We start from the raw sequence: 23,572 nt of genomic DNA, 5'->3' as shown, positions 1-23,572 counted from the left end.
GATATATGATGTCGTTGTGTCATTTTGACCTATTTAGTGTATAATTGACATATTGATTAGTCTTGACTTAATGGACATAATTAACATTTTTTTATTTAAATAATCCGTTTTTTATGAGGTTTCTATGGCAGGAAGAAAGAAAAAACAGGAAGATAAGCTGATGCTATTTCCAAAGAACCAGATATTCGGTTATCTTCGCTCAGGAAAATTTAAAGCCCTTTCAGATGAATGGCAGCATGAAACAATGCCTCTTATATTTGACTACGAGCTGATCGTAGTTACAGAAGGCACTTTATTCCTTAGATATATGGATGAAGACTTTACTGTGGAAGCCGGAGAATATCTGATTCTTCCGCCCAGTAATTCCTTAAGATCAGGCAGTAAAAAAGCCTACTGTTCCTTTTATTGGCTTCACTTTACTGTTGATATGTGTAATTTCCCTGCTCGCATTTCTCAGGGCGAATATGCTTCCTATGAGAGATCCAATTGTTTCATTATGCCTCAGAAGTCTGTAGTTCCAAGACCTCAGAAAATGATAGTAAAAATGAAACAGCTTCAGGATCTTGAGAGAAATAATTACCCTGAGCTGTCTCTTAATGCAGAAGTCACAGCCATAATTACCGAGCTTTTTGGTCAGCTTCGCGTTGAGGTTCCTTCTGAAGATGATCCCATGGGAAACAAACAGATTTACTCTGATATTGCAGACTACATAAGGCGCAACATCTCTGAAAACATCAAACTATCTGATATCGCAGATGCCTTTGGTTATAGTCCCAAATATCTCTCCCATCTGTTTAGTAAAGTCAACGGAACCTCTCTTAAGCAGTTTATTTTATCTACAAAAATGGAAACTGCCAGTTATTATCTAACTGACAGTGACCGTACAATTACAGAGATAGCTTCTGAAGTAGGTTTTTCGGATATGCATAACTTCTCACGTACCTTTAAGCGGTTGACCGGTCTTACTCCCAGTGAATACCGCAACACCTACTCCAAGCGTCTTCTATTTCATTATTAAATTAATCAGTTAGGCATAAGCCCTGAATTGCCGGCCCACTCGTAGGTTGGATCGGCTTCTTTTACATATTCAAAGACCATTGCCATTGAAGAATCGCTTATGGTGATTACGTTCTTTCCATCATAATCGGATACAAAGTAGATCATCTTTTCCTGACCTTCATCTGTTGCGACATAGATGCTTCCATCATCCCATGACAGATCGTAGTAGGTTCCGATAAAGTGAGCATAGCCTTTTCCGTCAGGGCAAAGCATCATGTCAAAATCAACACCAGCATTTTTAAGCTGTCCCTTTGAATAGGTTGTACCATTTTCCTGGAATGCCATTATTTCGTAATATCCGGCATTGATATGCTTTCCGCCTGACAAATCAGGAAGATATGATGAATCAAACTTTGAAGAAGTATTACCTGAATCCCCCTTTTTATTTGAATGAGATCCGGATAATCCTCCTGATAATGAACCGGTTATGGCATCCTTTCCGTCAGTCAGAGCACTTTCAATTTCCTCTGCTGCATCGTCTTTGGCTTCTTCTATAGCTTTTGACGCATCCTCAGCAGCCTTATCAATTTCTTCCCCTGCTTCCGAAGCGGCTTCATCAAGCTGCTTTGTTGCATCATCCATCGCTTCACCCAGTGCATTATCAAGAAGCTCATCATTGATCTGATCTACAGTTTTATTTGATTCGCCATTATCAAATGCCTTTACTTCATCTTCTGTCATGGCTACAAATACCATTTCTGTATTATCTGCAGCCAGGGTTATCTGACCATCCTTAAAGGTGTATGGCGTATCAGTATCTCCCATGTCTGCATCATGCATAGTAAATATCTTATCATTCCAGTCAAAATCAGTATTTTCTCCGAGCATGCTGACATAGCCGGTTCCGTCTTCCCTTACAATAAGATAAATACTTGAGCCCATGGATTCCATCTCATGAAGCTCTTCGGTAATGTCTTCACCTTCGGATATAAATTTTATGATTTTGTAATAACCGACCATGGGATTTGTGGATTGTTTCTTTTCTTCAGCAGTGTCTTCTACTTTAACATCACTGGCTGTAGTGCCTGCTTTCAGCTTTCCTGCAGACATAGCTGAAGAGCTTTCTGAATTGGTATCATCGGAATTCTTTTTTGAACCGCACGCAGACATAGACAGTGCCATTGTAAGCACCATAAAATAGACCAGAATCTTTTTATACATATTGTGTCCCCCTCTTACATTTGACAATTACCCATTTAGATTATAAACAATAATCACATACAAAATTATTAAATTGCTATTAATTATCTTTCATAGAAGGACTAGTTTTCGTGAAATAAAAAAAACAGCCTCAGCAATTTAATGCTGAAGCTGTAAGGTATTCGCATATTATTATTTAGCTTTGTTTGACTTATCGATTGCTTCCCATAAGCCGTTCAAATATGTTGCTCCAAGTGCTCTGTCATAGAGACCATAACCGGGCATTGCAACCTCGTCCCAGATCATACGACCGTGGTCAGGTCTGATGGGACCTTCAAAGCCTATATCGTAAAGCGCTTTCATTATCTCGTACATGTCGAAATCGCCATCACTTGATAAGTGCGCTGCCTCTTCAAAGTTATCATCTGAATGGAATTTCAGATTTCTTACATGTGCAAAGTGTATTCTGCCCTTAAGTGATCTGATCATGTGAGGCAGGTCATTTGCACGGTTTGTACCATAGGATCCGGCACAGAAGGTAACACCGTTGTGCGGATTATCTACCATTTTCATCATTCTCTGTATGTTCTCAAGATTGATTATGATACGGGGAAGTCCAAATACTGACCACGCAGGATCATCGGGATGGATTGCCATGTTGATATCATATTTATCACATACGGGCATGATTCTCTCAAGGAAGTACTTGAGATTTTCGAAGAGCTTCTCCTCGTCTATATCCTTGTACTGTTCGAAAAGATCCTTGATTATAGCCATTCTCTCAGGCTCCCAACCGGGTAAGATTGCACCGTTTGCACTGCCCTCGATACTCTTGAACATCTCCTCGGGATTAAGCTCATCAATTGCTTTCTGTGTGTATGCAAGAACTGTAGAACCATCAGGTCTTACTCTTGCAAGCTCTGTTCTTGTCCAGTCAAATACCGGCATGAAGTTATAGCATACAAGGTGAATTCCCTCTTCGCCTAAGTTTCTTAAGGTTTCAATGTAGTTATCAATGTACTGGTCGCGTTCGCTGCTTCCAGTTTTAATTGCATCGTGGATATTAACTGATTCAATTCCGGAGATATGAAGGCCTGAAGCTTCAACTTCTTCCTTTAAAGCATGTATCTTTTCTCTCGACCATACTTCTCCGGGCTTGGTATCATATAAAGTTGTAATTACGCCTGTTACGCCGGGAATCTGGCGAATCTGTTTTAAAGTAACTGTGTCGAATCCACTTCCAAACCATCTAAATGTCATTTCCATAACAATGATATCTCCTGTAATTAGCTTTATACTTTTTTTAATAAGCGCCCCACATTTTAATGGGGCGCTTTGTAATACTTTATCAGTCTACAGATGTTGAATCGCCATACTTAGCTTCAAATGCTGTAGTACGCTCATCCATGATAGCCTGTCCGCCGGATGAAAGGTAATCTGCAATAGCATCGTCCCAAACCTGATCAAAGTCCTCAGGCTTAGCTACAAGAGCTGTATCAAATACAACGTCTCTCTTTGAACCTAAAGCTTCGCCCATACCATCTTCAGCCTTGATCTCAGGTACCTTAACGTTCTTAGCTACCTTGTTTGCTGTGTCAGCGTAGTCGATAGCCTGCTGTACGTCTGCAGGATCTGCAGGGCTGTAAGCATGTGCAGCTGAAAGAAGTGTCTGGTTGTCATCAACAAGGTGTAAGCCGTTACATGTGATTGTGTAGTCGATGTTGTTACCGGAGTTCATGATAGCATCGCCCTGTGCAGGAACAACTTCGATAGCGCCATCATCAAGCTTGTTGTGTGTAACGCCCTCATCACCTATCTGGAGATACTGAATGTGCTCAGGATCTGAAATCCAGTCAAGGTAAAGGAGTGATGCAAGAGGCTCCTGGTTTGTTGCAGGGAAGAATATCTTTCTGTCACCAGCTGTTGAATCAACATACTTAAGTGTCTCACCCTTGCTGTTCTCGAAGCAGTCAACTGCTACATACTTAGCGTCGGGACCAACGATTCTCTGTAAGTTAGCCTGGATTGAATCTTCACCGTTTCTGTAAGGGTAATCCCAGTTGTGCTGGAATGCGCCTACGTAACCAGCCTTCATCATGTCATCCTCTGTGCTGTCACCTGCTGTGTAAAGAGCAAAATCTTTCCAAAGAAGGTCTTCGTTGTACCACTTGTTAAGGATACGCATAGCGTCCTTTGTTCCGTTCTGTGTAAGCTTTCTGTCATCGAAGCCATTGATGTAGAATTCCTTATCTGTGATATCGGGATCCATCTGTGACTCGATAAGAAGAGCTGCTCTCCAACCTACATCGTAGGATACTGAGAAAGGTACCATCTTGTCAGCGTCAGCGCCAAGAAGCTCTGAAGCGTTATCTCTGAAAGCGCAGATTGCGTTGTAGAACTCTTCCTGTGTCTTGGGCTCTTCAAGACCAAGCTTATCAAGCCAGTCTTTTCTCATGAATGTAAGTATTCTTCTTGAAACTGCTCTCTTACCTTCGATTGCCCATAATGTGCCGTCTTCATCGTTGAGATCCCAATAGATATTGGTATCGCCAAGCCAGTTCTGAAGGTTAGTAAGCTGGCTGCCGTACTGATCAAGAAGTGGCTTAAGGTCTGTTACACCACCCATGTTTGCATAGGTCTGAATTGTAGGATATGAATATGTAAGGCAGATGTCAGGAGCTGTACCAGCTGCAAGGAGATTGTTGATCTCATCTGTCTCTGTCCAACGAGGAACTGAAACGAACTCTACCTCTACGTTGTGATCTTCGAGCATTCCCTTTTTAATATACTCTGTGTACATGTTGTTTGTAGGATCTGTACCGCCGTCATTACCACGGTCATAAACCTCTACTGTGATGTGCTTTGTCTCCGGGAACTTACCGTCAACAAGCTCACCTGTAGCTTCTGCTGCATCCCCAGCTTCAGCAGCGTCTGTGCTCTGTGCAGAGTCAGCTGTGTCTGTGCCGCTCTCAGTTGTTGACTGGCCGTCACCTGTTGAAGCGGGTGCAGTATTTGAACCTGAACCGCCACAAGCTGTTAAACCAGCTGCCATTGTGAGCGCAAGCATTAATGAAACGATTTTTTTCTTCATTTTTTGCCTCCCTTTTGTAGTGAAAAGTGTTTTATTAACAACGACATACTGTCGTCATTTTCATTACTCTTTTACCGCACCGAGTGTAACTCCGTGAATGAAGTACTTCTGCAGGAAAGGATAGATGCAGAGAATTGGTATGGTTGAGAACATTACTATTGCAGCCTTTAATGACTCAGATAATCCGGGAGTTGAGAAACCTTCCTGGGTCGCCACTTCTACTGAGTTCATGTTATTAAGGATGTTATACAAAAGAAGCTGCAGCGGATAATAATCCTTGTTCTTCATATACATAAGAGCATCTGAGTAACCGTTCCATCTTCCTACTGCATAGAAAAGTGCAAGGGTTGCAAGAACCGGCTTTGAAAGCGGAATGTAAATGCTCCAGAGTATTCTGAAGAAGGAAGCACCATCGATTTCAGCGGATTCCTGAAGTGAATCAGGGATTCCATAGAAAAAGCTTCTCATAATGATCATGTTGTAAACGCTAAGGCATCCCGGAACTATAAGTACAAGAGGATTATCAAGGAGCTTTAAATCCTTCATAAGCAGGTAGTTAGGGATTGTTCCTGCATTAAAGAACATTGTGATTGTGATGATAACGTTGAATATTCCGCGTCCCTTCAACTTACTGAATATAAGCGGATAAGCACATAGTGTTGTCATTGTAAGTGATAAAACTGTACATACGAATGTAAGTATTACTGTCCATACAAATGACTTGATGTACTTGGGATCACCAAGAACTGTCTGATAAGCCTTGAAGTTAAGTCCCTTAGGAAGGAGGTAAACCTCATGCTTTACAAGGAAATCAGCTCCTGAAAGTGATCTTGATAAAAGGTTTATCATCGGTATCAGACAAACAATGCTTATGATCACACAGATGATCACGAATATGATATCGCCAAATCTTGTATGTCCGGATCGCACCATTCTGGTTATTTCATTTTCATCGTTAATTTTCTTTACTCTAGTTGCCACTGTGCTATCCTCCTACCATATTCCGCGCTCGCCCAATTTTCTGGAGAGCCAGTTAGCAAATAGCAGGAATGCCACGCCAACTACTGATTGGAAAAGTCCTACTGCCGTCGTCAATGAGAACTGCAGACCCTTAATACCATTTTTATAAACGAAGGTCGAAATAACTTCAGCACTGCTCATAACAAGGTTGTTCTGAAGTGCGAAAGGACGGTCGAAGCTGGATCCCATAATGTTACCGAGAGCCATGATCAAAAGAACGATGATCGTACTCTTGATTCCGGGAAGTGTGATGTGCCACATCTTACGGAATCTTCCGGCGCCGTCTACGCTTGCTGCCTCATATAACTCAGGTGAAATTCCGGCGATAGCTGCAAGATAGATGATTGAGTTCCATCCAAAGCTCTGCCAGATTCCCAGGAAGATATAAGTGCCAACCCATTTCTTCGGATCATTAAGGAATGGAATTGCTTCTCCACCGAGCTTGGTGATAAGCATATTTACCAGACCTGTACTGGGGGTAAAAAGCTGAATTGCCAGTCCATAGATGATGACCCATGATAAAAAGTGAGGCATATATGCTATGGTCTGAACTGTCTTTTTGAATCTCTTAAATGTAAGCTCGTTCAAAATAAGAGCAAAGATGATCGGAACAGGAAATCCGACTATAAGATCCAAGAGATTAAGAACTACTGTGTTTTTCAATGCATTCAAAAAGTCTCTGTTCTTAAATGCCTGAATGAAATACTGCATACCATGGTTATCAGCCCACGGCATCTCTCCTACCTTCTGAACTATACTGTACTTCTTAAAAGCGATAAGTACATATTTCATAGGTACATACTTAAATACAAGCAAATACACCATAGGTAAGAAAAGCAATACATATAATTGCCAGTACCTTTTAATGTATGCTTTCCAGTTTGTCTTCATACATATCCTCCCAACAAATATTCTTCCCAACTAGTATACAAGTATATTAGTGTTTTTCAGTGCGAAAATCAACTAAAAAAACAACCAAAAACAAAAATGTGTTTTTGGTTGTTTTATACAAGCATATTTACGAAAAATATTAAGTATTTAGTTATTCTCTTTAAAATAATGAGGATATGCCTTTATAAGTGCCTCGTGATCTACGCGGTATCTGTTCAGGTGCTTCTCTACCAGTTCTCTGGCCTGACTCTTATCACGCTCTTTTATCGCAGCAACCATAAGCTTATGGTCATTTACAATCTTGGTGTCCTTAACAGTCTGCATGGACATGTTACGCACACGGTCGAAATGGATCATAATAGACCTCTTCATTGCGTAGATGGTCTCTTTTTTCGCTGCTACATAGATTTTCTCATGGAACTCGTTATCAAGCTCATATATCTTATCCGTGGCATTGTTCTGAAGATAGAAATCCTGAAGAGCTACGTTCTCTTCAAGCCCCTTGATATCATCCTCAGTAGCTATATCACAGGCTTCCTCGATAACTGCAATATCAAGTACACGTCTAAGGAATACTGCTTCATCAATGTAGTTACTGTCTATCATTGAGACAAAGCTTCCTCTCTGAGGATATATCTCAATTACAGCAGCCTTATGAAGCTCCTGAATGGCTTCTCTTACAGGTGTTCTGCTGACACCAATAAAAGTAGCGATCTCATTTTCACTTATAGCGGTACCCGGTTCCAAATCAAGAGATATGATGTTCTCAGTTATAGCTCTGAGCGCATATTCTCTGGCTGTTTCGTATGAATATTTTTCTATTTTTCTCATTGCCCACCTCAAGTTCTTTAATCTGTATGCTACCATACATGTTCCGAGGTTGCAATTTTCATATTTTGCTTAGAGAGTTAAATTCTTGCGACTCCGCACTCTCTTGCTGCTTTCGCAACTGCCTCAGCTACTGTAGGTCCGACTCTCTTATCGAAAGCCAGAGGAAGAATGTACTTGTCATTAAGCTCCTCAGGAGAAACCAGGTTAGCAAGTGCATAGGAAGCTGCCTGCTTCATCTCCTCTGTGATGTCCTTAGCTCGAACATCTAATGCTCCACGGAAAAGTCCGGGGAAGCAAAGTACGTTATTTATCTGGTTGGGATGATCACTTCTGCCGGTACCAACTACTGCAGCACCTGCTTCAAGTGCTTCATCGGGCTCAATCTCGGGAACGGGGTTAGCCATAGGGAATACTACCGCACCGGGAGCCATGGATTTAATCATATCCTTACTTACGATGTGAGGAGCACTTACTCCTATAAATACATCTGCGCCCTTCATGGCATCTGCAAGTGTGCCGGAGAACTTTTCAGGATTGGTCTTCTTAGCCATCTCCTCCTGAGCTGAGTTCATCTCAACTCCTTCGCAGAGAACACCGAAGCGGTCAACCATCTTAAGGTTCTTAACACCAAGGTTCATGAGGTGTTTTCCGATTGCAATACCTGCTGAACCTGCGCCGTTTATAACGACCTTAGCCTCTGAAATCTCTTTTCCTACCACGCGAAGCGCATTGATAAGTGCAGCTCCAACAACAACGGCTGTACCGTGCTGATCATCATGGAAAACAGGGATGTCGCAGACTTCCTTAAGCTTTCTCTCTATCTCGAAGCATCTTGGAGCTGCTATATCCTCTAAGTTTATTCCTCCAAAGGATCCTGAAATCAGGTAAACTGTGCGGACAATCTCATCAACATCCTTACTGCGAACACAGATGGGGAATGCGTCTACATCAGCGAATTCCTTAAACAGTGCGCATTTTCCTTCCATAACAGGCATGCCTGCCTCGGGACCTATGTCTCCAAGTCCAAGTACAGCGGTTCCGTCGGTAATAACAGCTACAAGATTGTGTCTTCTTGTAAGTGTGTAGGATTTGTCGTAGTCCTTCTGAATCTCCAGACAGGGCTGCGCAACTCCGGGTGTATAAGCAAGTGAGAGGTCTTCCTTGTTTTCAACCTTAACTCTTGAAACAACTTCAATTTTTCCCTGCCACTCACCGTGTAATCTCAAGGACTCTTCAGCATAGTTCATAGATTTCATCTCCTCATTTTATATAATTATTTATTAGTATCAGTCATTTATTTTTGCTATACTTATCGAGTGTGCACAAGTAACTTTGGCGCACTATCTATCATAATAATAAGGAGAATACGTAAATGCAAGGAAAATTACCTAAAAGAAACGAAGTCGAAGAGGCACTGACCTGGCGACTTGAAGATATTTATGAAAATGAAGAATTGTGGGAATCAGAAGTAAAGGAAGCTCTTTCCTTAGCTGATAAGATCGCTGAGTTCAACGGAAAGGTTGCAGACAGCGCTAAGAACCTTCTTGAAGTTTTAAAGCTTTTCGAAAAGGCTTCACTTTTAATCAGCAGATTCCATGCCTATGCTCACATGAGACATGATCAGGATTCAGCTGATTCAAAATATACAGGAATGAATCAGAGAGCTACCTCTGCTTATCTTCAGATCGGTGAGAAGGCATCCTTCCTTGAGCCTGAGGTTCTTTCTATTTCCGACGATACTCTCACATCCTTCTATGCTGATGAGCCTGAGCTTAAAAACTATGAGCTTAAGATAAAGGAAATCAGAAGACTTAAGGATCACATTTTAAGCAAGGAGCTTGAACAGCTTCTCGCTTCTGCAGGCGAAATGAGCCAGACTCCCTACAATGGCTTTAATATGCTCTCAGATGCTGACCTTAAATTCCCCAGTGTAACCGATTCTGAGGGAAAAGAGGTTGTTCTTTCAAACGGACGCTTCGTTCCTGTTCAGATGTCCAAGGACAGAGAGCTCAGAAAGAAGGCTTTTGAGGTATTCTATGGCAGATACGAGGAGTTCAAGAACACATGGGCTGCTCTTTACGACGGCGAGGTTAAGGCTCGTATTTTCAATGCTAAGGCCAGAAAATATAACTCCAATTTCGAAGCAGCCGTTAACGAGAATGATGTTGATCCCGCTGTTTGCGACAGACTTATCGATTCAATCCATAAGGGCTTTGATAAGATGCACAGATACGTGGCACTCAGAAAGAAGCTCCTCGGCGTTGACGAGCTTCACATGTACGATGTCTATGTGTCAATGATAAGCGATTTTGATATGGAAGTAGGCTATGAAGAGGCAAAGGATATTTCCTTAAAGGCTCTTGCTCCTCTGGGTGATGAGTACCTCGGAATCGTTAAGAAGGCTTATGATGATCGCTGGATCGATGTTGTTGAGAACGAAGGAAAAAGAAGCGGCGCTTACAGTAGCGGTGCTTACGGCGTTCATCCTTACATGCTTCTTAACTACAACAATACTCTTGAGGATGTGTTCACTCTTGTTCATGAGATGGGCCACTCAATGCACACCTGGTACTCTGAGCACGAGCAGAGCATCTGGAATTCCGAGTACAAGATTTTCGTAGCGGAGGTTGCTTCTACTACTAACGAAGTACTTCTCTACCACTATCTGAAGGATCATGCTAAGAGCAAGGAAGAAAAGGCTTATATCATCAATCACTTCCTTGAGAGCTTCAAGTCAACCATGTACAGACAGACCATGTTTGAGGAATTCGAGAGAAAGACCAACGAGATGGCTGAAAAGGGCGAGCCTCTTACAGCTGAGAGCCTCTCTGATGTTTACTACAACCTCAACAAAGAATACTTCGGCGAGAATATGGTTTCTGATCCTCAGATCGCTTATGAGTGGTGCAGAATACCTCACTTCTACTACAACTTCTATGTGTATCAGTATGCTACAAGCTTTGCAGCTTCAGTATCTATCGCAAAGAAGATTTTAGAGGAAGGCGCACCTGCTGTTGAGCAGTACAAAAAGTTCTTAAAGAGCGGCTGCACACAGGATCCTGTAAGTCTTCTTAAGATTGCAGGCGTTGACCTTACTACTGCAGCTCCTATCGAGGATGCTCTTAAGGTATTTGAAGAAGCACTCGTTGAGATGGAAGAATTATATAAATAATTTTGATCATTATAAAACCCATATCCTCTTTAATTTTGAGGATATGGGTTATTTTTTAATCCTTTTTAATTACGACTCCTGCCTTTTCTACATGTTTTATAATATGCCTCCATATTCTTTTTGTAGGTCTCGGCAGATAATGAACGCCGTCATTGGAGTCGATTTTAAGTCTCTTCTTGAAAATCCAGTCGTACAGGTCTACCAGATAGACGTCGTTTTCATCAGCCCATTTATCAAGGGCGTGGTTATATTTTTCCATAAGCTTACTGTTAAAGCATATCTTTCCTATATCATCAAGAAGTGCATCCTTAACAGGTCCTACGGTGCAGACTACCATCTTTTTATTCATCCTGAGGATTTTCTTATAATACTTCTTATATTCCTTGAACTGTCCTCTGTCGTTAGCTCCCATCCAGGTCACTACCGTATCGTAGGTATTGGGATCTACCGCATTGATGACTTCCTTAACATAGCTCGCCTGGGCTCCGCCTCTTGCATAGACATACATGCCGTCTCGGATATCGCCGCACAGCTCTACGTTTGCCTTATTAAACATATAAACACTTCTGGAGTCGCCAATAAACAGGATTCTCGGTATCTCCTCCTGAACCTTCACGGTAAAGGTACAAAGATAATGATGCCATTTCTTTGTATAGACCTTTATCTTTGCTTTTCCAAGCTCGTGCGTTGTTATCTGCCCCGATGAATCAACGGAAGCTATGGATTCGTCACTTGATGAAAATTTCAGAGTGCTGGGCTTAAGCTTTTTGCCATAGTCTATGATTTTAATCTGAAAGGTCTCATTTTTAAGAACAGACTTCTGGAATAGTCTCTTATTAGTTGAGATATAGACCTTTTCATCATTGGCTGCCTTTGCATGGATGACAAAATTGCCCTGCAGGAAAAGAGGAAATGCTAAAACAAAGCACATCCAAAGAAGTACCGCCCAAACGTTAAAACTTTTATTATTTTTCATAATCCATTCACCCTCATAAGTTTAGAAAACTATATGAATATTATCGCATTAAAAAGGCCCGTACATAAGTACAGGCCTTAAAACTTAATAATAATTTTATTATTGCTGCCTATTACATAACAGCCTGAGGATTGTAGGTCTCCTTGATAGCTGTGTAAAGCTCAGCGTCAGAGCACTTCTTGTAAGGTCCTACATAGAAGATGTAGAGGATACCGCAGGTAAGTGCGCTAAGAAGAATCCAGCCAAGGAATGAAAGATCATAAACGAAAGCGTTCATCTTCTGTCCGTTCATCATCTGTCTTGAAAGTGTAATAGCTTCATCAGCTGTCATATCAGGATTCTCAGCAAGCAGATAAGGTACAAGTCTGTAAGAATAGCCCTTTATGATTGCAGGAATACCGCAAAGCAGTCCCCAGAAGAAAAGGTAAAGATTCTTAAAGAACATAACCTTAACAATATTTTTCCAGTTGGTCTTAAAACCAAAGGCAACGTTGTTAATCTGTGCCTTTTCCTGAACACGGTTCACAATAAAGAATCTCTGGCAGCCTACTTCAAGAGGAGCAAAAACTGCAATCTTGAGTACAAGACCAATTACAAGAACAACAACCAAAACTGCCATAACAGCCATGATTATGGGAATAAGTACATCCCAATCAATATTGTTAAAATCAAGACTGCCGTTTGAAGAAGAACCACCTGCGTTTCTTCCGACATTACTTCCTACGGAGCCACTACCGCCTCCTGTAGCTATACCTAAAATCAGGCAAACTACAACGCAGGGCCAACGGTTTTTGGTAAAGTTAGCCATACCGTTTTGTTTAAGCATTGAATTTGTCCACATGTTATATATCTCCCTTCCAATTAAAACAATTTGCTTTGATGATTAGATTATACATAATAATTCATATAATTGTATATAATATTATGGCAATTTAAGATAATTTAATAATATAATTTGGTGAATTATCAGCCGTATCTCTTCATATATGTTTTGTGGTAAAATTATTCTTGATTGGAGGAGCTATGGGAGCAGATTCAGAATATAACAGAAAACTTCATTTAGCACGTTTAGAGAAGCTTCACGAATTAGAGGGCATACTTCCGGTTTACTGTATGCCTTTTTTAGATGATAAGGAGCTTACTTCTCAGATAAATACGGTCATATCCTACGCTTATGATCTCATTACCTTTTTCCAGTTTCTCAAGGAAAAGAACCCGCTTTTAAAAAATGTATCTGAAATAAAGGATATTGATCTATCACTTTTGGATAATCTTTCCTTTGAGGACATTAATGAGTTTCAAAGATTTTTATCCTTTAATAACGGCGAAAACAAGCACGTTAATAAGGAAAAAGGTATTGCCCGCAGGATGTCTGCCGTAAGGGGCTTTTACGAGTTTATGTGTCAGCATCATTACCTTAAGAACAACCCTACTCTCGGTGCTGCAAAGCGTAAAAAGACACCTAAGAAGGACATTATTAGGATGAATTCCGAAGAGGTTAATACTCTTATGGATACGGTAATAAATACCGAGATGAATGTCTCTGACAGGCAAAAATCTCTTCTTGAAAAGACAAACCTTAGAGATACTGCTATTTTCACTCTTCTGCTTAATACAGGTATCCGTGTTTCAGAGTGTGTAGGGCTCGATATTGACGATCTTAATTTTGATGAGAATTCCTTTTCTGTTGTTCGAAAAGGCGGAAATACGCAGATTCTTTATTTTAACCGCACAACAGCCGAGGCCTTGAAGGAATATATGGAATTTGAAAGGCCCGGACTTTGCGCTGACGATAAGGAAAAAGCTCTGTTCTTATCTCTTAGAAAAAGACGTATCACAGTAAGAAGCGTCGAGCTTCTTGTAAAGAAATTTACTCAGATGGCAGTTCCCGGAAAAAAGCTTACGCCTCATAAAATGCGAAGCACCTACGGTACTGCTCTCTACAAAGAAACCGGTGACATAAGGCTTGTAGCTGACGTTCTTGGTCATAAGGATATAAATACTACCGCCAAGCACTACGCTGCTATCGAGGATGAACACAGACGCAGAGCCGCTACTATCGATCCTTATTCAAACTAAACATTAATTGTTTAAAGGCCACTCTTCATACGAAGAATGGCCCTTATTATTGTTGTTATTATGAAATTAAAGCAGTTCCTGGAATCCAGGTACAAAGAGGTGTCTCGGAATACCATCAACCATGATCGGTCCTACGTCACCCTGGATAAGAGGACGAACATATGTGATGAACTCATCTGTTACATATGTGCCTTCCTTGTTGATCCATTCTCTGGGAACAAGTCTCTCATCATTAGCAATCTTGTGAACGTCCTTAACCTCAGTACCAGCCTGATAAGGATCATCTGAAAGTCTCTCGATAACAACCATCTTACCGCTGTCACCTTCATCAGCAGCCTTCATGGCAGCACCACCAACCTCGTATGCTTCAAGGATATCTACACGGGAAGCACAGTGGCTTGCAGCTCTCTGAAGAGTTGAAAGCTCGATAGCTCTTGTCTTACATCCGATCTCAGTTGAAAGCAGTGTGCAAAGGTATCTTGCAGTACCTGTGAGCTGCTTGTGACCAAATGCATCAATGTATTCAACACCGTTGTCATACTCGCTGATGTATTTGCCATCTTTATCATGAATACCCTCAGAAATAGCAATAACAACATTTGCCTTTTCCTTAAGGAGTTTTTTAACCTTGTCAACGAACTTCTTAACATCGAAAGGAAGCTCAGGAAGATAGATAGCGTCAGGTCCGTCACAGTCCTCACCTCTGGAGAGTGCTGCTGATCCGGTAAGCCATCCGGCATTTCTACCCATAATCTCAACGATTACAACCTGGCCGTGCTCTGTCTCAAGACTCCATCCATCACGGATGATCTCTTTTACAGAGGTTCCGATATATTTAGCTGCTGAGCCATATCCGGGTGTGTGATCAGTAAGTGCAAGGTCATTATCAATTGTCTTAGGACAACCAACGAATCTTACTGCTGAACCTGAAATAATAGCATAATCAGATAGCTTTTTAATGGTATCCATAGAATCATTGCCGCCGATGTAGATAAAGCAGTCAATCTCTAAGTCAGTTAATATCTGGAAAATCTTCTCATAAGTCTCTTTGCTCTCGAAGATCTCAGGCAGCTTATAGCGGCATGAGCCAAGATATGCAGATGGTGTTCTCTTTAACAGTTCAGCATCAAGACCTGTCTTGATGTGGTCGGCAAGATCAATATAACGACCTTCCATAAGACCCTGTACGCCGTGGATCATTCCATATACTTTCTTGTATCCACGATCTTTAGCTGTACGATAAACACCTGCAAGCGAGGAATTAATTGCAGCTGTAGGTCCTCCTGACTGTCCAACAATAACGTTTCTTTTCTCCTTCGTTGCCATGGTTATGAATACCCCCTTATCTAGTTTTGTTATGCAACATGCATATATTTTATCATTCAAAGGGACGTTTGTCATTAAAAATGTATAAATATATAAAATTAATATAAATCGCAGGGCTGAAATCTATATATATATTTTATGGAGAGCATAAAAAAATTAGATAAAAGGTCATCCTTATGCGGATGGTCTTAGGAATTATGCTCTCCAAAAATTCACATATAGTTTCAGCCCTGCTCCTCGATTTCAATTTCTTTTATAAGAAATTCGTTTCCTTGTACAAGGTATGTCTTTTCGCTACCGCAGAATGGACATATTTTACCATGGGCGATTGTTCCAAACTGTTTGCCACAGTCGGAGCACTCAGTAATAGCCGGGATAGTTTCTATTTTTAGTTCTGTAGATTCAAGGAGTGATTCCTTTGCAGCTGCCCATTTCCAGCAATCTGTCAGGAAATGAGGAATGACTGTTGAAACCTCCCCAAGCTCTATTGTAACCTTTTCAATTTTATCTATTTGGTTCTCATCAGCAACTACCTTCAGGTCGTCGATGATATGGAATACTACACCAAGTTCGTGCATTTTAATACCCTCATCCATCTCCTCCTGCATTTACTGCAAAAGGAGATGGTCTATAAATTACTTCTTTTTAACCTTCTTTAACTTAACTTTTATAGTCTGCTTTCTGATGTTAACTCTCTGCTTTGCAGCATAGGGAAGAATATACTTAAGCTTATCTTCACTCTTTCTCATCACGCTGCAATCCGGATTATCTCTGTAGAGATGGATAGCGTCGAATTCACACTTTGTTGTGCAAAGTCCGCAGCCGATACACTTGTTTGTATCAACAACTGAAGCTCCGCAGGAAAGACATCTTGCTGTCTCAGCCTTAACCTGTTCCTCTGTGAATACAAGCTTAGCGTCACGGAAGGAATGCTTAGGATCAGCTATAGCATTGCTCTTTCCGGGAATCTGTCTCTTGCAGGTATCATAATCCTTAATAGAGATATCATCCTTATTCAGCTCCTTGAAATCGTTTCTGTTTCTTCCGATTGTCAGGGATGAATGAGGCTGTACAAAGCGGTGGATGGAAATAGCGCCCTGTTTTCCTGCTGCGATAGCATCGATTGCAAACTTAGGGCCTGTATATACGTCACCACCTACAAAGATGTCAGGCTCAGTAGTCTGATATGTAAGTGAATCAGCAACTGCACCGTTACCTCTTCCAAGCTCAACGCAAGAGCCGTTAAGTAAGTTGCCCCATACGATGCTCTGTCCAATACTTAAGAATACATGCTGGCACTTAATTGTAACAGTGTCACTCTCATCGTACTGAGGATTGAATCTGTGATCTGCGTCAAATACAGAGAGGCACTTCTTAAATACAATGCCTGTTACCTTACCGTTTTCAGTAAGAATCTCCTTGGGACCCCAGCCACAGTTAATCAAAGCGCCATCCTCTTCAGCTTCCTGAACCTCTTCATCGGATGCAGGCATGATATCTCTGCTTTCAAGGCAGAACTGCTTAACATTTGATGCGCCGCAGCGAACTGCACTTCTGGATACATCGATAGCAACGTTACCACCACCGATAACAACTGCATCGCCCTCAACCTTAAGTGACTCATCATCTGTTACTGCGTGAAGGAAATCAACGGCTGTTACAACGCCTTCAGCGTCCTCTCCGGGAATTCCTGCTTTTCTTCCGCCCTGGCATCCAATAGCAATGTAAAATGCCTTGTAGCCCTGTTCGCGAAGCTCCTCAATAGTGATGTCCTTACCTACTTCAACACCGGTCTTAATGGTAACGCCCATCTCCTTTATGATATCTATTTCAGACTGAACAACATCCTTTTCAAGCTTGTAGGAAGGAATACCATATACAAGCATTCCGCCTGCTCTTTTATTCTTTTCAAAAATTGTAGGTCTGTAGCCTTTTTCTGCAAGATAGAAGGCACAGGATAAGCCTGCAGGACCGCCACCTATAATAGCGATCTTCTCTTCAAACTCGCCGTTAACCTTAGGAATAACCTTCTTGGGAATGAATCTTGTATCTGCATTAAGATCCCTAGCTGCCAAGAATTTCTTTACTTCATCGATAGCAACAGCCTGATCGATTGTTCCTCTGGTACATGCCTCCTCACATCTTCTGTTACAGATATGACCGCATACTGCAGGAAGCGGATTATTCTTCTTAATAAGCTCAAGAGCTTCTGTGTATTTACCCTGAGCAGCAAGCTTAAGGTAACCCTGTACAGCTACATGTGCAGGACAAGCTGTCTTACAGGGAGCAGTTCCTGAATCATAGCAATTGATTCTGTTGTTGTCTCTGTAATCCCAATCCCAGTCGTCCTCAGTCCATTTTTTCTGACTGGGAAGCACATGCTTAGGATATTTTACTTCAGAGCCATCCTTTCTGCAAAGCTTTTGTCCAAGCTTAACAGCACCTGCAGGACATACCTCTACGCAGCGTCCGCAGGCAACACAGTCTTCCTTTGTTACCTTTGCAACATAGGCTGAACGTGAAAGGTTGGGTGTATTGTAAAGCTGTGATGTTCTAAGTGCGTAACATACATTAACGTTACAGTTACAGATAGCAAATATCTTGTCCTGACCGTCAATGTTTGTTATCTGATGTACAAATCCGTTATCCTCGGCCTTCTTAAGGATCTCAAGAACCTCTTCCTTGGAAACATATCTTCCGCCTTTTCCTGTTTCTACAACATAATCGGCCATATCTCCAACTGCGATGCACCAATCAGTCTCATCATCCGCACAGCCCTCGTTGTAGGTCTTACGTGAACGACGGCATGAGCAGGGAGATGCTGCATACTTACCCTCATATTTATCGAGCCAGTGAGAAATATGCTCAAATGAAATAGATTCATTATTCATTTCAATGGCCTTCTCAACAGGAATAACGTGCATTCCGATTCCTGCTCCTCCCGGAGGTACCATAGGTGTTATCTTCTCAAGAGGAAGTGTTGCCATATAATCAAAGAACTTACCCATCTCAGGATTCTTATTTATAAGCTCTTCGTTCATGTTTGTAAACTCAGCACTGCCGGGAACATACATGGGAACGAGGTACTGCTTTTCTCTGTTCTCATTTTCCCAGTTATACTCTACAAGTCCTGTCCACGACATATGATCAAGGAGCTGCTGAAGCCTCTCCTCTTCAAGTCCTGAAATAGCCTTAAGCTGTGCAAAGGTCTTAGGCTTTCTTACTCCCATTTTGAGTGCAAGCTCTGCCTCTTCGTCAGTTGCAACAGCTGCAAGTGCCCAGTATTCCGGGTCATCACTTGTGAGCTTTTTTAAACCAAGATGATAAGGTACACGGTCCGTGATCATTTTACCAAGCTTTACGATAGGCTCACGTAAAGCTGTGTCTTCTTTTACATAAGACGGTTTATAAGGTGGCTTTCTACCCATTTTCTTCAAAATCTCCTTTACCCTGAAGCTTTAGATAACAACAGGGAGCCAGATAGCTCCCTGTCTGATAAAGCTACATATTTATTATTTCTTAGCTAGCCTTTTCTGCTCTCTCCATAGCAAGCTTGAAATCTCTTGTATCGCCAAATACTTCGTTAGCATAAGGATTCTTACCAAGCTTGCAGGCTCTCATAATTATCTCTGCCATGCAGATAACGTTTATTGCTATTGCAAGAACAGCAACAAAGCCCTGCATTCTGGGATCTGCCGTAATTCCCATCTGACTGATAACTTCGCCTGCCTGAGCAGTCTTACCTAAATTGTTGTTATAAAGCTCGATAGCCTTGTCATAAAGAGCCATGGTAGTAATGCCATTCTCTGAAGCTCCACCGTAAACTGAAGGAAGTGCAGCAGCAAACCTGCTTGAGAGCTGGAATCCGGGAACTACCTGTGCCCACATACACCAGATTGCAAGTGTATTAGCTCTGTTCTGGATCCATGCACCCTTGTTCCAGAATGCATTAGCAAATGTAGGAGCAAGAAGCAATGCTACGCCGCAATACCATGAATGTGTAGGAAGGTTGAGGTATGTATACTCAAAGTTCCATACATCATAAGCAATGATGAACCAGATAGTCATATCAGGCCAAAGCATGTCAGCGTGATTCTTATCACTTGAAGAATAAAGGTGAACAACACCTGTCATGCAGAAAATGTTGATCATACCTGCAATGGCGTTAACTACGTTCCACCATCCACCATAGATGAATACACCTTCATTTGACGCCCACCATGCGCCGTTAAGGTTACCTGAGATAGAGAATGCAGCAAGAGCTGACTCCATATCAGAAACATTAGCGATCATGATGTTAGCAGCTACGATAAACCAGGGGAACCATGCAAACCACTTCTCCTTACCGATACCCCATTTATACTTGATCATCATAAAGCCGACACAGCCGATGTCAGCAGCATATAACTTAAAGTAATGGAACCATCCGTCCATAAATGCAACTGTGGGATTGGAAGAACCACCAAATGCACCCATATGAGCGGCAATAAAGTAAACTGTTAAAACAGTCGGAATGAACACAAATACGATCATTCCCCCAAGCTTTGTTCTACGGCCAACTTCGTTCATGAGAATAAGTCCCACGAAAACAAGTATCCAGCCTATAAGCTGAGAACTTGCATTGGCGCCGTAAAGTTGAAATAACATAAGACACCTCCAAAATTTTTATTATATTTTTATAAAATCTTTATAAACTAATAATAGCAATTCTGCATACAGAATTGCTATTGGCAAAAAGTAATATAATTAAGGTGATATTTTTGGGTACTGTTATTTAAATTGTAGTTTCCCATGTTATTTCAGTGTATCTGAATAGTAAGGAACTATAAGATTCGTTCCTGCTTTAAGCATAGTGTCAGGTGATATCTTGTTGATTCTGGCGATATCATTAACGAATTCCTTAGTACTTCTATAATGAAGATCATCCATATATTCCTCAGCTATAGTCCATACGGAGTCACCTACATTTACGCTTACAGAGGTATAGTATTTATACTGTTCGTTATTCTTGCTGCTCGCATCTGAACTAAATGAAAAGCTTAGAATAATAGCCATGAAGATAATAACAGAAGTCATAACACCAAGAATAACAAGTCGTCTTCTAGCAGCGCGCTCGCGTCTTCTCTTAGCAAGAGCTGCTCTTTTGTATCTGTCGTTCTCACTAACATAATTGTTTCTGTTCATTGCTGTTCTCTTATTCATCCTTCGCTCCTCCGTTTGTCGAACAAATGTTACGAACAACTGTTCTTAGAACAATATATCGAACATCCATTCTTTTGTCAACACATTTTTCGTACGTTTGTTCTTTTGAAATTATAAAAAAAATCTTAAATAATTCCTTCGTTTGAGTTCATATTTTGTTCATATTTATCCTTTAATATATGTATCAAGGTAGTTGATAAACAAATCACACTATCTCCCCCTCATAAGAAAATCGCAGGACACTCACAGCAATGTGAGTGTTTTGTGATTAATTCAAAGATCTTATGTATATACTCTATACAATCTCCTGTCCAATAAAAAGTACAGCGAATATATGTTTGCCTTTTCTTTCTTTATATGTTAAACTGAACATAGGTTCTTAATATATGGAGGATAACAATGGAAAAAGGAAAGATCAGCGAAAAGCAAAGTGAAATTCTCGAATTCATTAAAGAAAAGATATTAGAAAAGGGCTATCCGCCTACTGTTCGCGAGATTTGCGAAACCGTACATTTGAAATCAACATCATCCGTACACTCTCATCTCGAGACCTTGGAGAAGAACGGCTATATCAAGCGCGATCCTACCAAGCCCCGTACCATTGAGATATGTGATGATTCATTTAATATGATCAGAACAGAGATGGTTAACATCCCTGTTGTTGGCCAGGTGGCTGCAGGTACACCTATTCTGGCTGAGCAGAATATAGACAGCTACTTCCCTATTCCTGCAGAGATGTGTCCTAAGGGACAGATGTTCATTCTTAATGTTAAGGGTGATTCAATGATAAATGCCGGTATTTTTAACGGTGACCGCATTTTTGTTGAGGCCTGTGACACAGCCCGTAACGGTGAGCAGGTCGTAGCTCTTATCGATGACTCTGCTACTGTTAAGACCTTTTATAAGGAGAAGGGCCACATCAGACTCCAGCCTGAGAATGATACCATGGATCCCATTATCGTAGATGACTGCGAGATTCTTGGACGTGTATTTGGTGTTCTGAGATTATACTAATCTGATATTAGTATTTCGAAATAAGTATTTAAATGTAAAAAGCGCTGCATGTTCATTGCATGCAGCGTTTTTTTATGCTCAAAAGTGATTATAAATTATAATTCATCCTTTGTAATATGCTTACCATCTCTCCAGATTCTCTCAAGATCATAGAAAAGTCTGTTCTCCTGATCAAAGATATGGACAATGATATCACCAAAGTCCTGAAGAATCCAAAATGCGCTCTCATAGCCTTCGATATCCTTCTTCTCATATCCTGCTCTGCCAAGAGTCTCCTCAACTCTGTCTGCCATAGCCTGAATCTGTGAACGGTTAGATCCGCTTGCAACGATAAAGAAATCGCCAAGGGTTGATACCTCGCTGATATCGATGATCTCAATATCAAGGCCCTTTGTATCTTCAAGTGCATTTACTGCAAGTTTTACCATTTCCTTAGAATTTTCAATTGAGTGTTCAGCCATTTTCTTTTTCCTTTTTTAAATAGTATTCGTAAGTGTTCCAGGTCATAGGATCGCATTCCTTATCAATATTATTGAGATAATGAATCGTATCCTCTAATATCTTAAGCATACACTTATCAAGATCAGCATATGCAAGCTTCCGGATTATATCCATGTGCTCTAAAGGCTTCCTGTTTGGTTCAACAAAATCGGCAATAAATACGATTTTCTCAAGATCATTCATACCGGGATGCCCAGTGGTATGCCATCTGATGGCACCAAGTATTTCAGGATCATCATAACCGTATTTATGCTCAGCCAGACACATTCCTGCCTTGGCATGGATAAGCGCCGGATTACGCTTTTCTATGTCAGTTATTTCAACGCCGTACTTATTACAGATCTTAATCTGCTCTTCATGATCAAGATTTTTGGCACAGTCATGCAGAAATCCTGCTATCAGCGCCTTTTCAATGGAGACATCATGAACCGCAGCCATATTGGCAGCCGTGTAGGCAACGCCAAGTGTATGGTCAAATCTGTCTGCATTAAGTACAAGCTTCATTTCTTTTCTGAGCTTATGTGATAATTCAATCATTTTCATAATATATAAAGACTAAGCCTCCGATACATCAACCGTGATAGATTTTCATATCGTCGTCATCATCTGAAGACGCCATGCCATTATATATATTTTTCAAGCTGGCAAATTCGATAACAGATTCAGGAAGCATGTATCTTACAGATCTTCCGGTCATAATTCTTGATCTGATATCGCTGCTTGAAATATCAATGTTCTTATATTGAAGAATCCTTACATCAGCACCGTATTTATCGTGAAGGTATCTTCTCTGCTCATCCATTTCGGCAATAGACATATTATTTCTGATTGCAGCCAGAATAACGCAGTTCTTGAAAATCTCCTCGCTCTTATACCAGGTTTCGATCTGCTTAAAGGTATCACCACCGAGAATCAGATATATCTCATCTCCGGGATACATTTTTTCAAGCTCATAAAGTGTATCAATAGTATAGGTATTACCCTCACGGTCAATTTCAAGACGCGAGCATGTAAAATAGGGATTACTGTCTATTGCAAGCTTAACCATCTGATAGCGCAGCTCTCCGGAAGTCAGACTGCCCCCCTGGTCCTTCATGTAGGGCTTACCTGTGGGCATGAAAACTATTCTGTCCAGTCCGAACTGCTCTCTTGCTGCCTCACCTAAAATAAGATGAGCATTATGTATTGGATCAAATGTACCGCCTAAAATACCGATTTTTCTACTTGCCATAATATTCCGTCACCTCTTTTATGCTGTATTTGTCGTGAA

The 23,572-nt window shown here is 41.0% G+C and carries 21 protein-coding genes; 4 read left to right on the top strand and 17 right to left on the bottom strand.

Translation table 11 applies throughout. The features are described 5' to 3' along the window. The first annotated feature begins 124 nt into the window (after nucleotides 1-124). Nucleotides 125-1,018 (top strand): helix-turn-helix domain-containing protein, encoded by an 894-nt coding sequence (locus tag G587_RS0100900; protein WP_051200481.1) that lies wholly within the window; start codon nucleotides 125-127, stop codon nucleotides 1,016-1,018. A 5-nt stretch (nucleotides 1,019-1,023) separates the two neighbouring features. On the opposite strand, the gene G587_RS20840 is transcribed toward G587_RS0100900, so the two are convergent. The 7 genes from G587_RS20840 to G587_RS0100865 all read right to left on the bottom strand — a co-directional run bounded on the left by G587_RS20840 (nucleotide 1,024) and on the right by G587_RS0100865 (nucleotide 9,279). Continuing rightward, nucleotides 1,024-2,220: a hypothetical protein gene (locus G587_RS20840; RefSeq protein ID WP_035785255.1), complete on the bottom strand. Its 1,197-nt coding sequence runs from the start codon at nucleotides 2,218-2,220 to the stop codon at nucleotides 1,024-1,026. A 171-nt stretch (nucleotides 2,221-2,391) separates the two neighbouring features. Then, nucleotides 2,392-3,465: a mannonate dehydratase gene (gene uxuA, locus G587_RS0100890; protein ID WP_026490687.1), complete on the bottom strand. Its 1,074-nt coding sequence runs from the start codon at nucleotides 3,463-3,465 to the stop codon at nucleotides 2,392-2,394. Between the two features lie 82 nt (nucleotides 3,466-3,547). Next, nucleotides 3,548-5,290 carry an extracellular solute-binding protein gene (locus G587_RS0100885; protein WP_026490686.1) on the bottom strand — a complete coding sequence of 581 codons (1,743 nt, stop codon included), beginning with the start codon at nucleotides 5,288-5,290 and terminating at the stop codon, nucleotides 3,548-3,550. 63 nt (nucleotides 5,291-5,353) lie between these two features. Further along, nucleotides 5,354-6,271 (bottom strand): carbohydrate ABC transporter permease, encoded by a 918-nt coding sequence (locus tag G587_RS0100880; protein ID WP_242830006.1) that lies wholly within the window; start codon nucleotides 6,269-6,271, stop codon nucleotides 5,354-5,356. 12 nt (nucleotides 6,272-6,283) lie between these two features. After that, nucleotides 6,284-7,201, bottom strand: a complete 918-nt coding sequence (locus G587_RS0100875) for an ABC transporter permease (RefSeq protein ID WP_026490684.1) — start codon at nucleotides 7,199-7,201, stop codon at nucleotides 6,284-6,286. A 147-nt stretch (nucleotides 7,202-7,348) separates the two neighbouring features. Continuing rightward, entirely contained in the window at nucleotides 7,349-8,032 is a 684-nt protein-coding gene (locus G587_RS0100870; protein ID WP_026490683.1) for a GntR family transcriptional regulator, read from the bottom strand. Nucleotides 8,033-8,109: 77 nt separating this feature from the next. Further along, nucleotides 8,110-9,279 (bottom strand): NAD(P)-dependent malic enzyme, encoded by a 1,170-nt coding sequence (locus G587_RS0100865; RefSeq protein WP_026490682.1) that lies wholly within the window; start codon nucleotides 9,277-9,279, stop codon nucleotides 8,110-8,112. 125 nt (nucleotides 9,280-9,404) lie between these two features. Between G587_RS0100865 and pepF the strand changes: the two genes are divergently transcribed. Beyond that, nucleotides 9,405-11,204 carry an oligoendopeptidase F gene (pepF, locus tag G587_RS0100860; protein ID WP_026490681.1) on the top strand — a complete coding sequence of 600 codons (1,800 nt, stop codon included), beginning with the start codon at nucleotides 9,405-9,407 and terminating at the stop codon, nucleotides 11,202-11,204. Nucleotides 11,205-11,259: 55 nt separating this feature from the next. Here pepF and G587_RS0100855 read toward each other — a convergent pair whose 3' ends face one another. Both G587_RS0100855 and G587_RS0100850 read right to left on the bottom strand, forming a co-directional pair. Then, entirely contained in the window at nucleotides 11,260-12,180 is a 921-nt protein-coding gene (locus tag G587_RS0100855; RefSeq protein ID WP_026490680.1) for an Ig-like domain-containing protein, read from the bottom strand. Between the two features lie 112 nt (nucleotides 12,181-12,292). Continuing rightward, complete coding sequence (locus G587_RS0100850; protein WP_026490679.1) at nucleotides 12,293-13,021, bottom strand: DUF975 family protein; 729 nt, start codon at nucleotides 13,019-13,021, stop codon at nucleotides 12,293-12,295. Nucleotides 13,022-13,203: 182 nt separating this feature from the next. Between G587_RS0100850 and G587_RS0100845 the strand changes: the two genes are divergently transcribed. Next, complete coding sequence (locus tag G587_RS0100845) at nucleotides 13,204-14,259, top strand: tyrosine-type recombinase/integrase (protein ID WP_026490678.1); 1,056 nt, start codon at nucleotides 13,204-13,206, stop codon at nucleotides 14,257-14,259. A 66-nt stretch (nucleotides 14,260-14,325) separates the two neighbouring features. Here the strand turns inward: G587_RS0100845 and G587_RS0100840 are convergent, their stop codons facing one another. The 5 genes from G587_RS0100840 to G587_RS0100820 form a co-directional block, all read right to left on the bottom strand. Beyond that, nucleotides 14,326-15,585 (bottom strand): 6-phosphofructokinase, encoded by a 1,260-nt coding sequence (locus G587_RS0100840; protein ID WP_026490677.1) that lies wholly within the window; start codon nucleotides 15,583-15,585, stop codon nucleotides 14,326-14,328. A gap of 224 nt (nucleotides 15,586-15,809) precedes the next feature. Next, the gene (locus G587_RS0100835) at nucleotides 15,810-16,163 is read right to left on the bottom strand and encodes a hydrogenase maturation nickel metallochaperone HypA (protein WP_026490676.1); all 354 of its coding nucleotides are present in this window, start codon (nucleotides 16,161-16,163) and stop codon (nucleotides 15,810-15,812) included. A gap of 57 nt (nucleotides 16,164-16,220) precedes the next feature. Further along, entirely contained in the window at nucleotides 16,221-19,013 is a 2,793-nt protein-coding gene (locus G587_RS0100830) for an FAD-dependent oxidoreductase (RefSeq protein WP_051200478.1), read from the bottom strand. Nucleotides 19,014-19,104: 91 nt separating this feature from the next. After that, the gene (locus G587_RS0100825; RefSeq protein ID WP_026490674.1) at nucleotides 19,105-20,232 is read right to left on the bottom strand and encodes a DUF5692 family protein; all 1,128 of its coding nucleotides are present in this window, start codon (nucleotides 20,230-20,232) and stop codon (nucleotides 19,105-19,107) included. Nucleotides 20,233-20,379: 147 nt separating this feature from the next. Then, a complete protein-coding gene (locus G587_RS0100820) occupies nucleotides 20,380-20,787 on the bottom strand; it encodes a LysM peptidoglycan-binding domain-containing protein (RefSeq protein ID WP_026490673.1) in 408 nt (135 codons plus the stop codon). A gap of 399 nt (nucleotides 20,788-21,186) precedes the next feature. Between G587_RS0100820 and lexA the strand changes: the two genes are divergently transcribed. Further along, nucleotides 21,187-21,801 carry a transcriptional repressor LexA gene (gene lexA / locus G587_RS0100815; RefSeq protein WP_026490672.1) on the top strand — a complete coding sequence of 205 codons (615 nt, stop codon included), beginning with the start codon at nucleotides 21,187-21,189 and terminating at the stop codon, nucleotides 21,799-21,801. Between the two features lie 95 nt (nucleotides 21,802-21,896). On the opposite strand, the gene rsfS is transcribed toward lexA, so the two are convergent. The 3 genes from rsfS to nadD are packed head-to-tail and all read right to left on the bottom strand — an operon-like array spanning nucleotide 21,897 to nucleotide 23,533. After that, nucleotides 21,897-22,262 carry a ribosome silencing factor gene (rsfS, locus tag G587_RS0100810; RefSeq protein WP_035785252.1) on the bottom strand — a complete coding sequence of 122 codons (366 nt, stop codon included), beginning with the start codon at nucleotides 22,260-22,262 and terminating at the stop codon, nucleotides 21,897-21,899. Continuing rightward, the gene (gene yqeK, locus G587_RS0100805) at nucleotides 22,255-22,845 is read right to left on the bottom strand and encodes a bis(5'-nucleosyl)-tetraphosphatase (symmetrical) YqeK (protein WP_026490670.1); all 591 of its coding nucleotides are present in this window, start codon (nucleotides 22,843-22,845) and stop codon (nucleotides 22,255-22,257) included. The genes rsfS and yqeK overlap by 8 nt, the downstream gene beginning before the upstream one ends. 28 nt (nucleotides 22,846-22,873) lie before the next feature. Continuing rightward, complete coding sequence (gene nadD, locus G587_RS20835) at nucleotides 22,874-23,533, bottom strand: nicotinate-nucleotide adenylyltransferase (RefSeq protein WP_051200476.1); 660 nt, start codon at nucleotides 23,531-23,533, stop codon at nucleotides 22,874-22,876. Nucleotides 23,534-23,572 lie beyond the last annotated feature (39 nt).

This window comes from Butyrivibrio sp. XPD2002, from assembly GCF_000423945.1.
Classification (GTDB): Bacteria; Bacillota; Clostridia; order Lachnospirales; family Lachnospiraceae; genus Butyrivibrio.
Note: the sequence above shows the minus strand (reverse complement) of the source record. Positions and strands in the feature narration are given on the sequence as shown.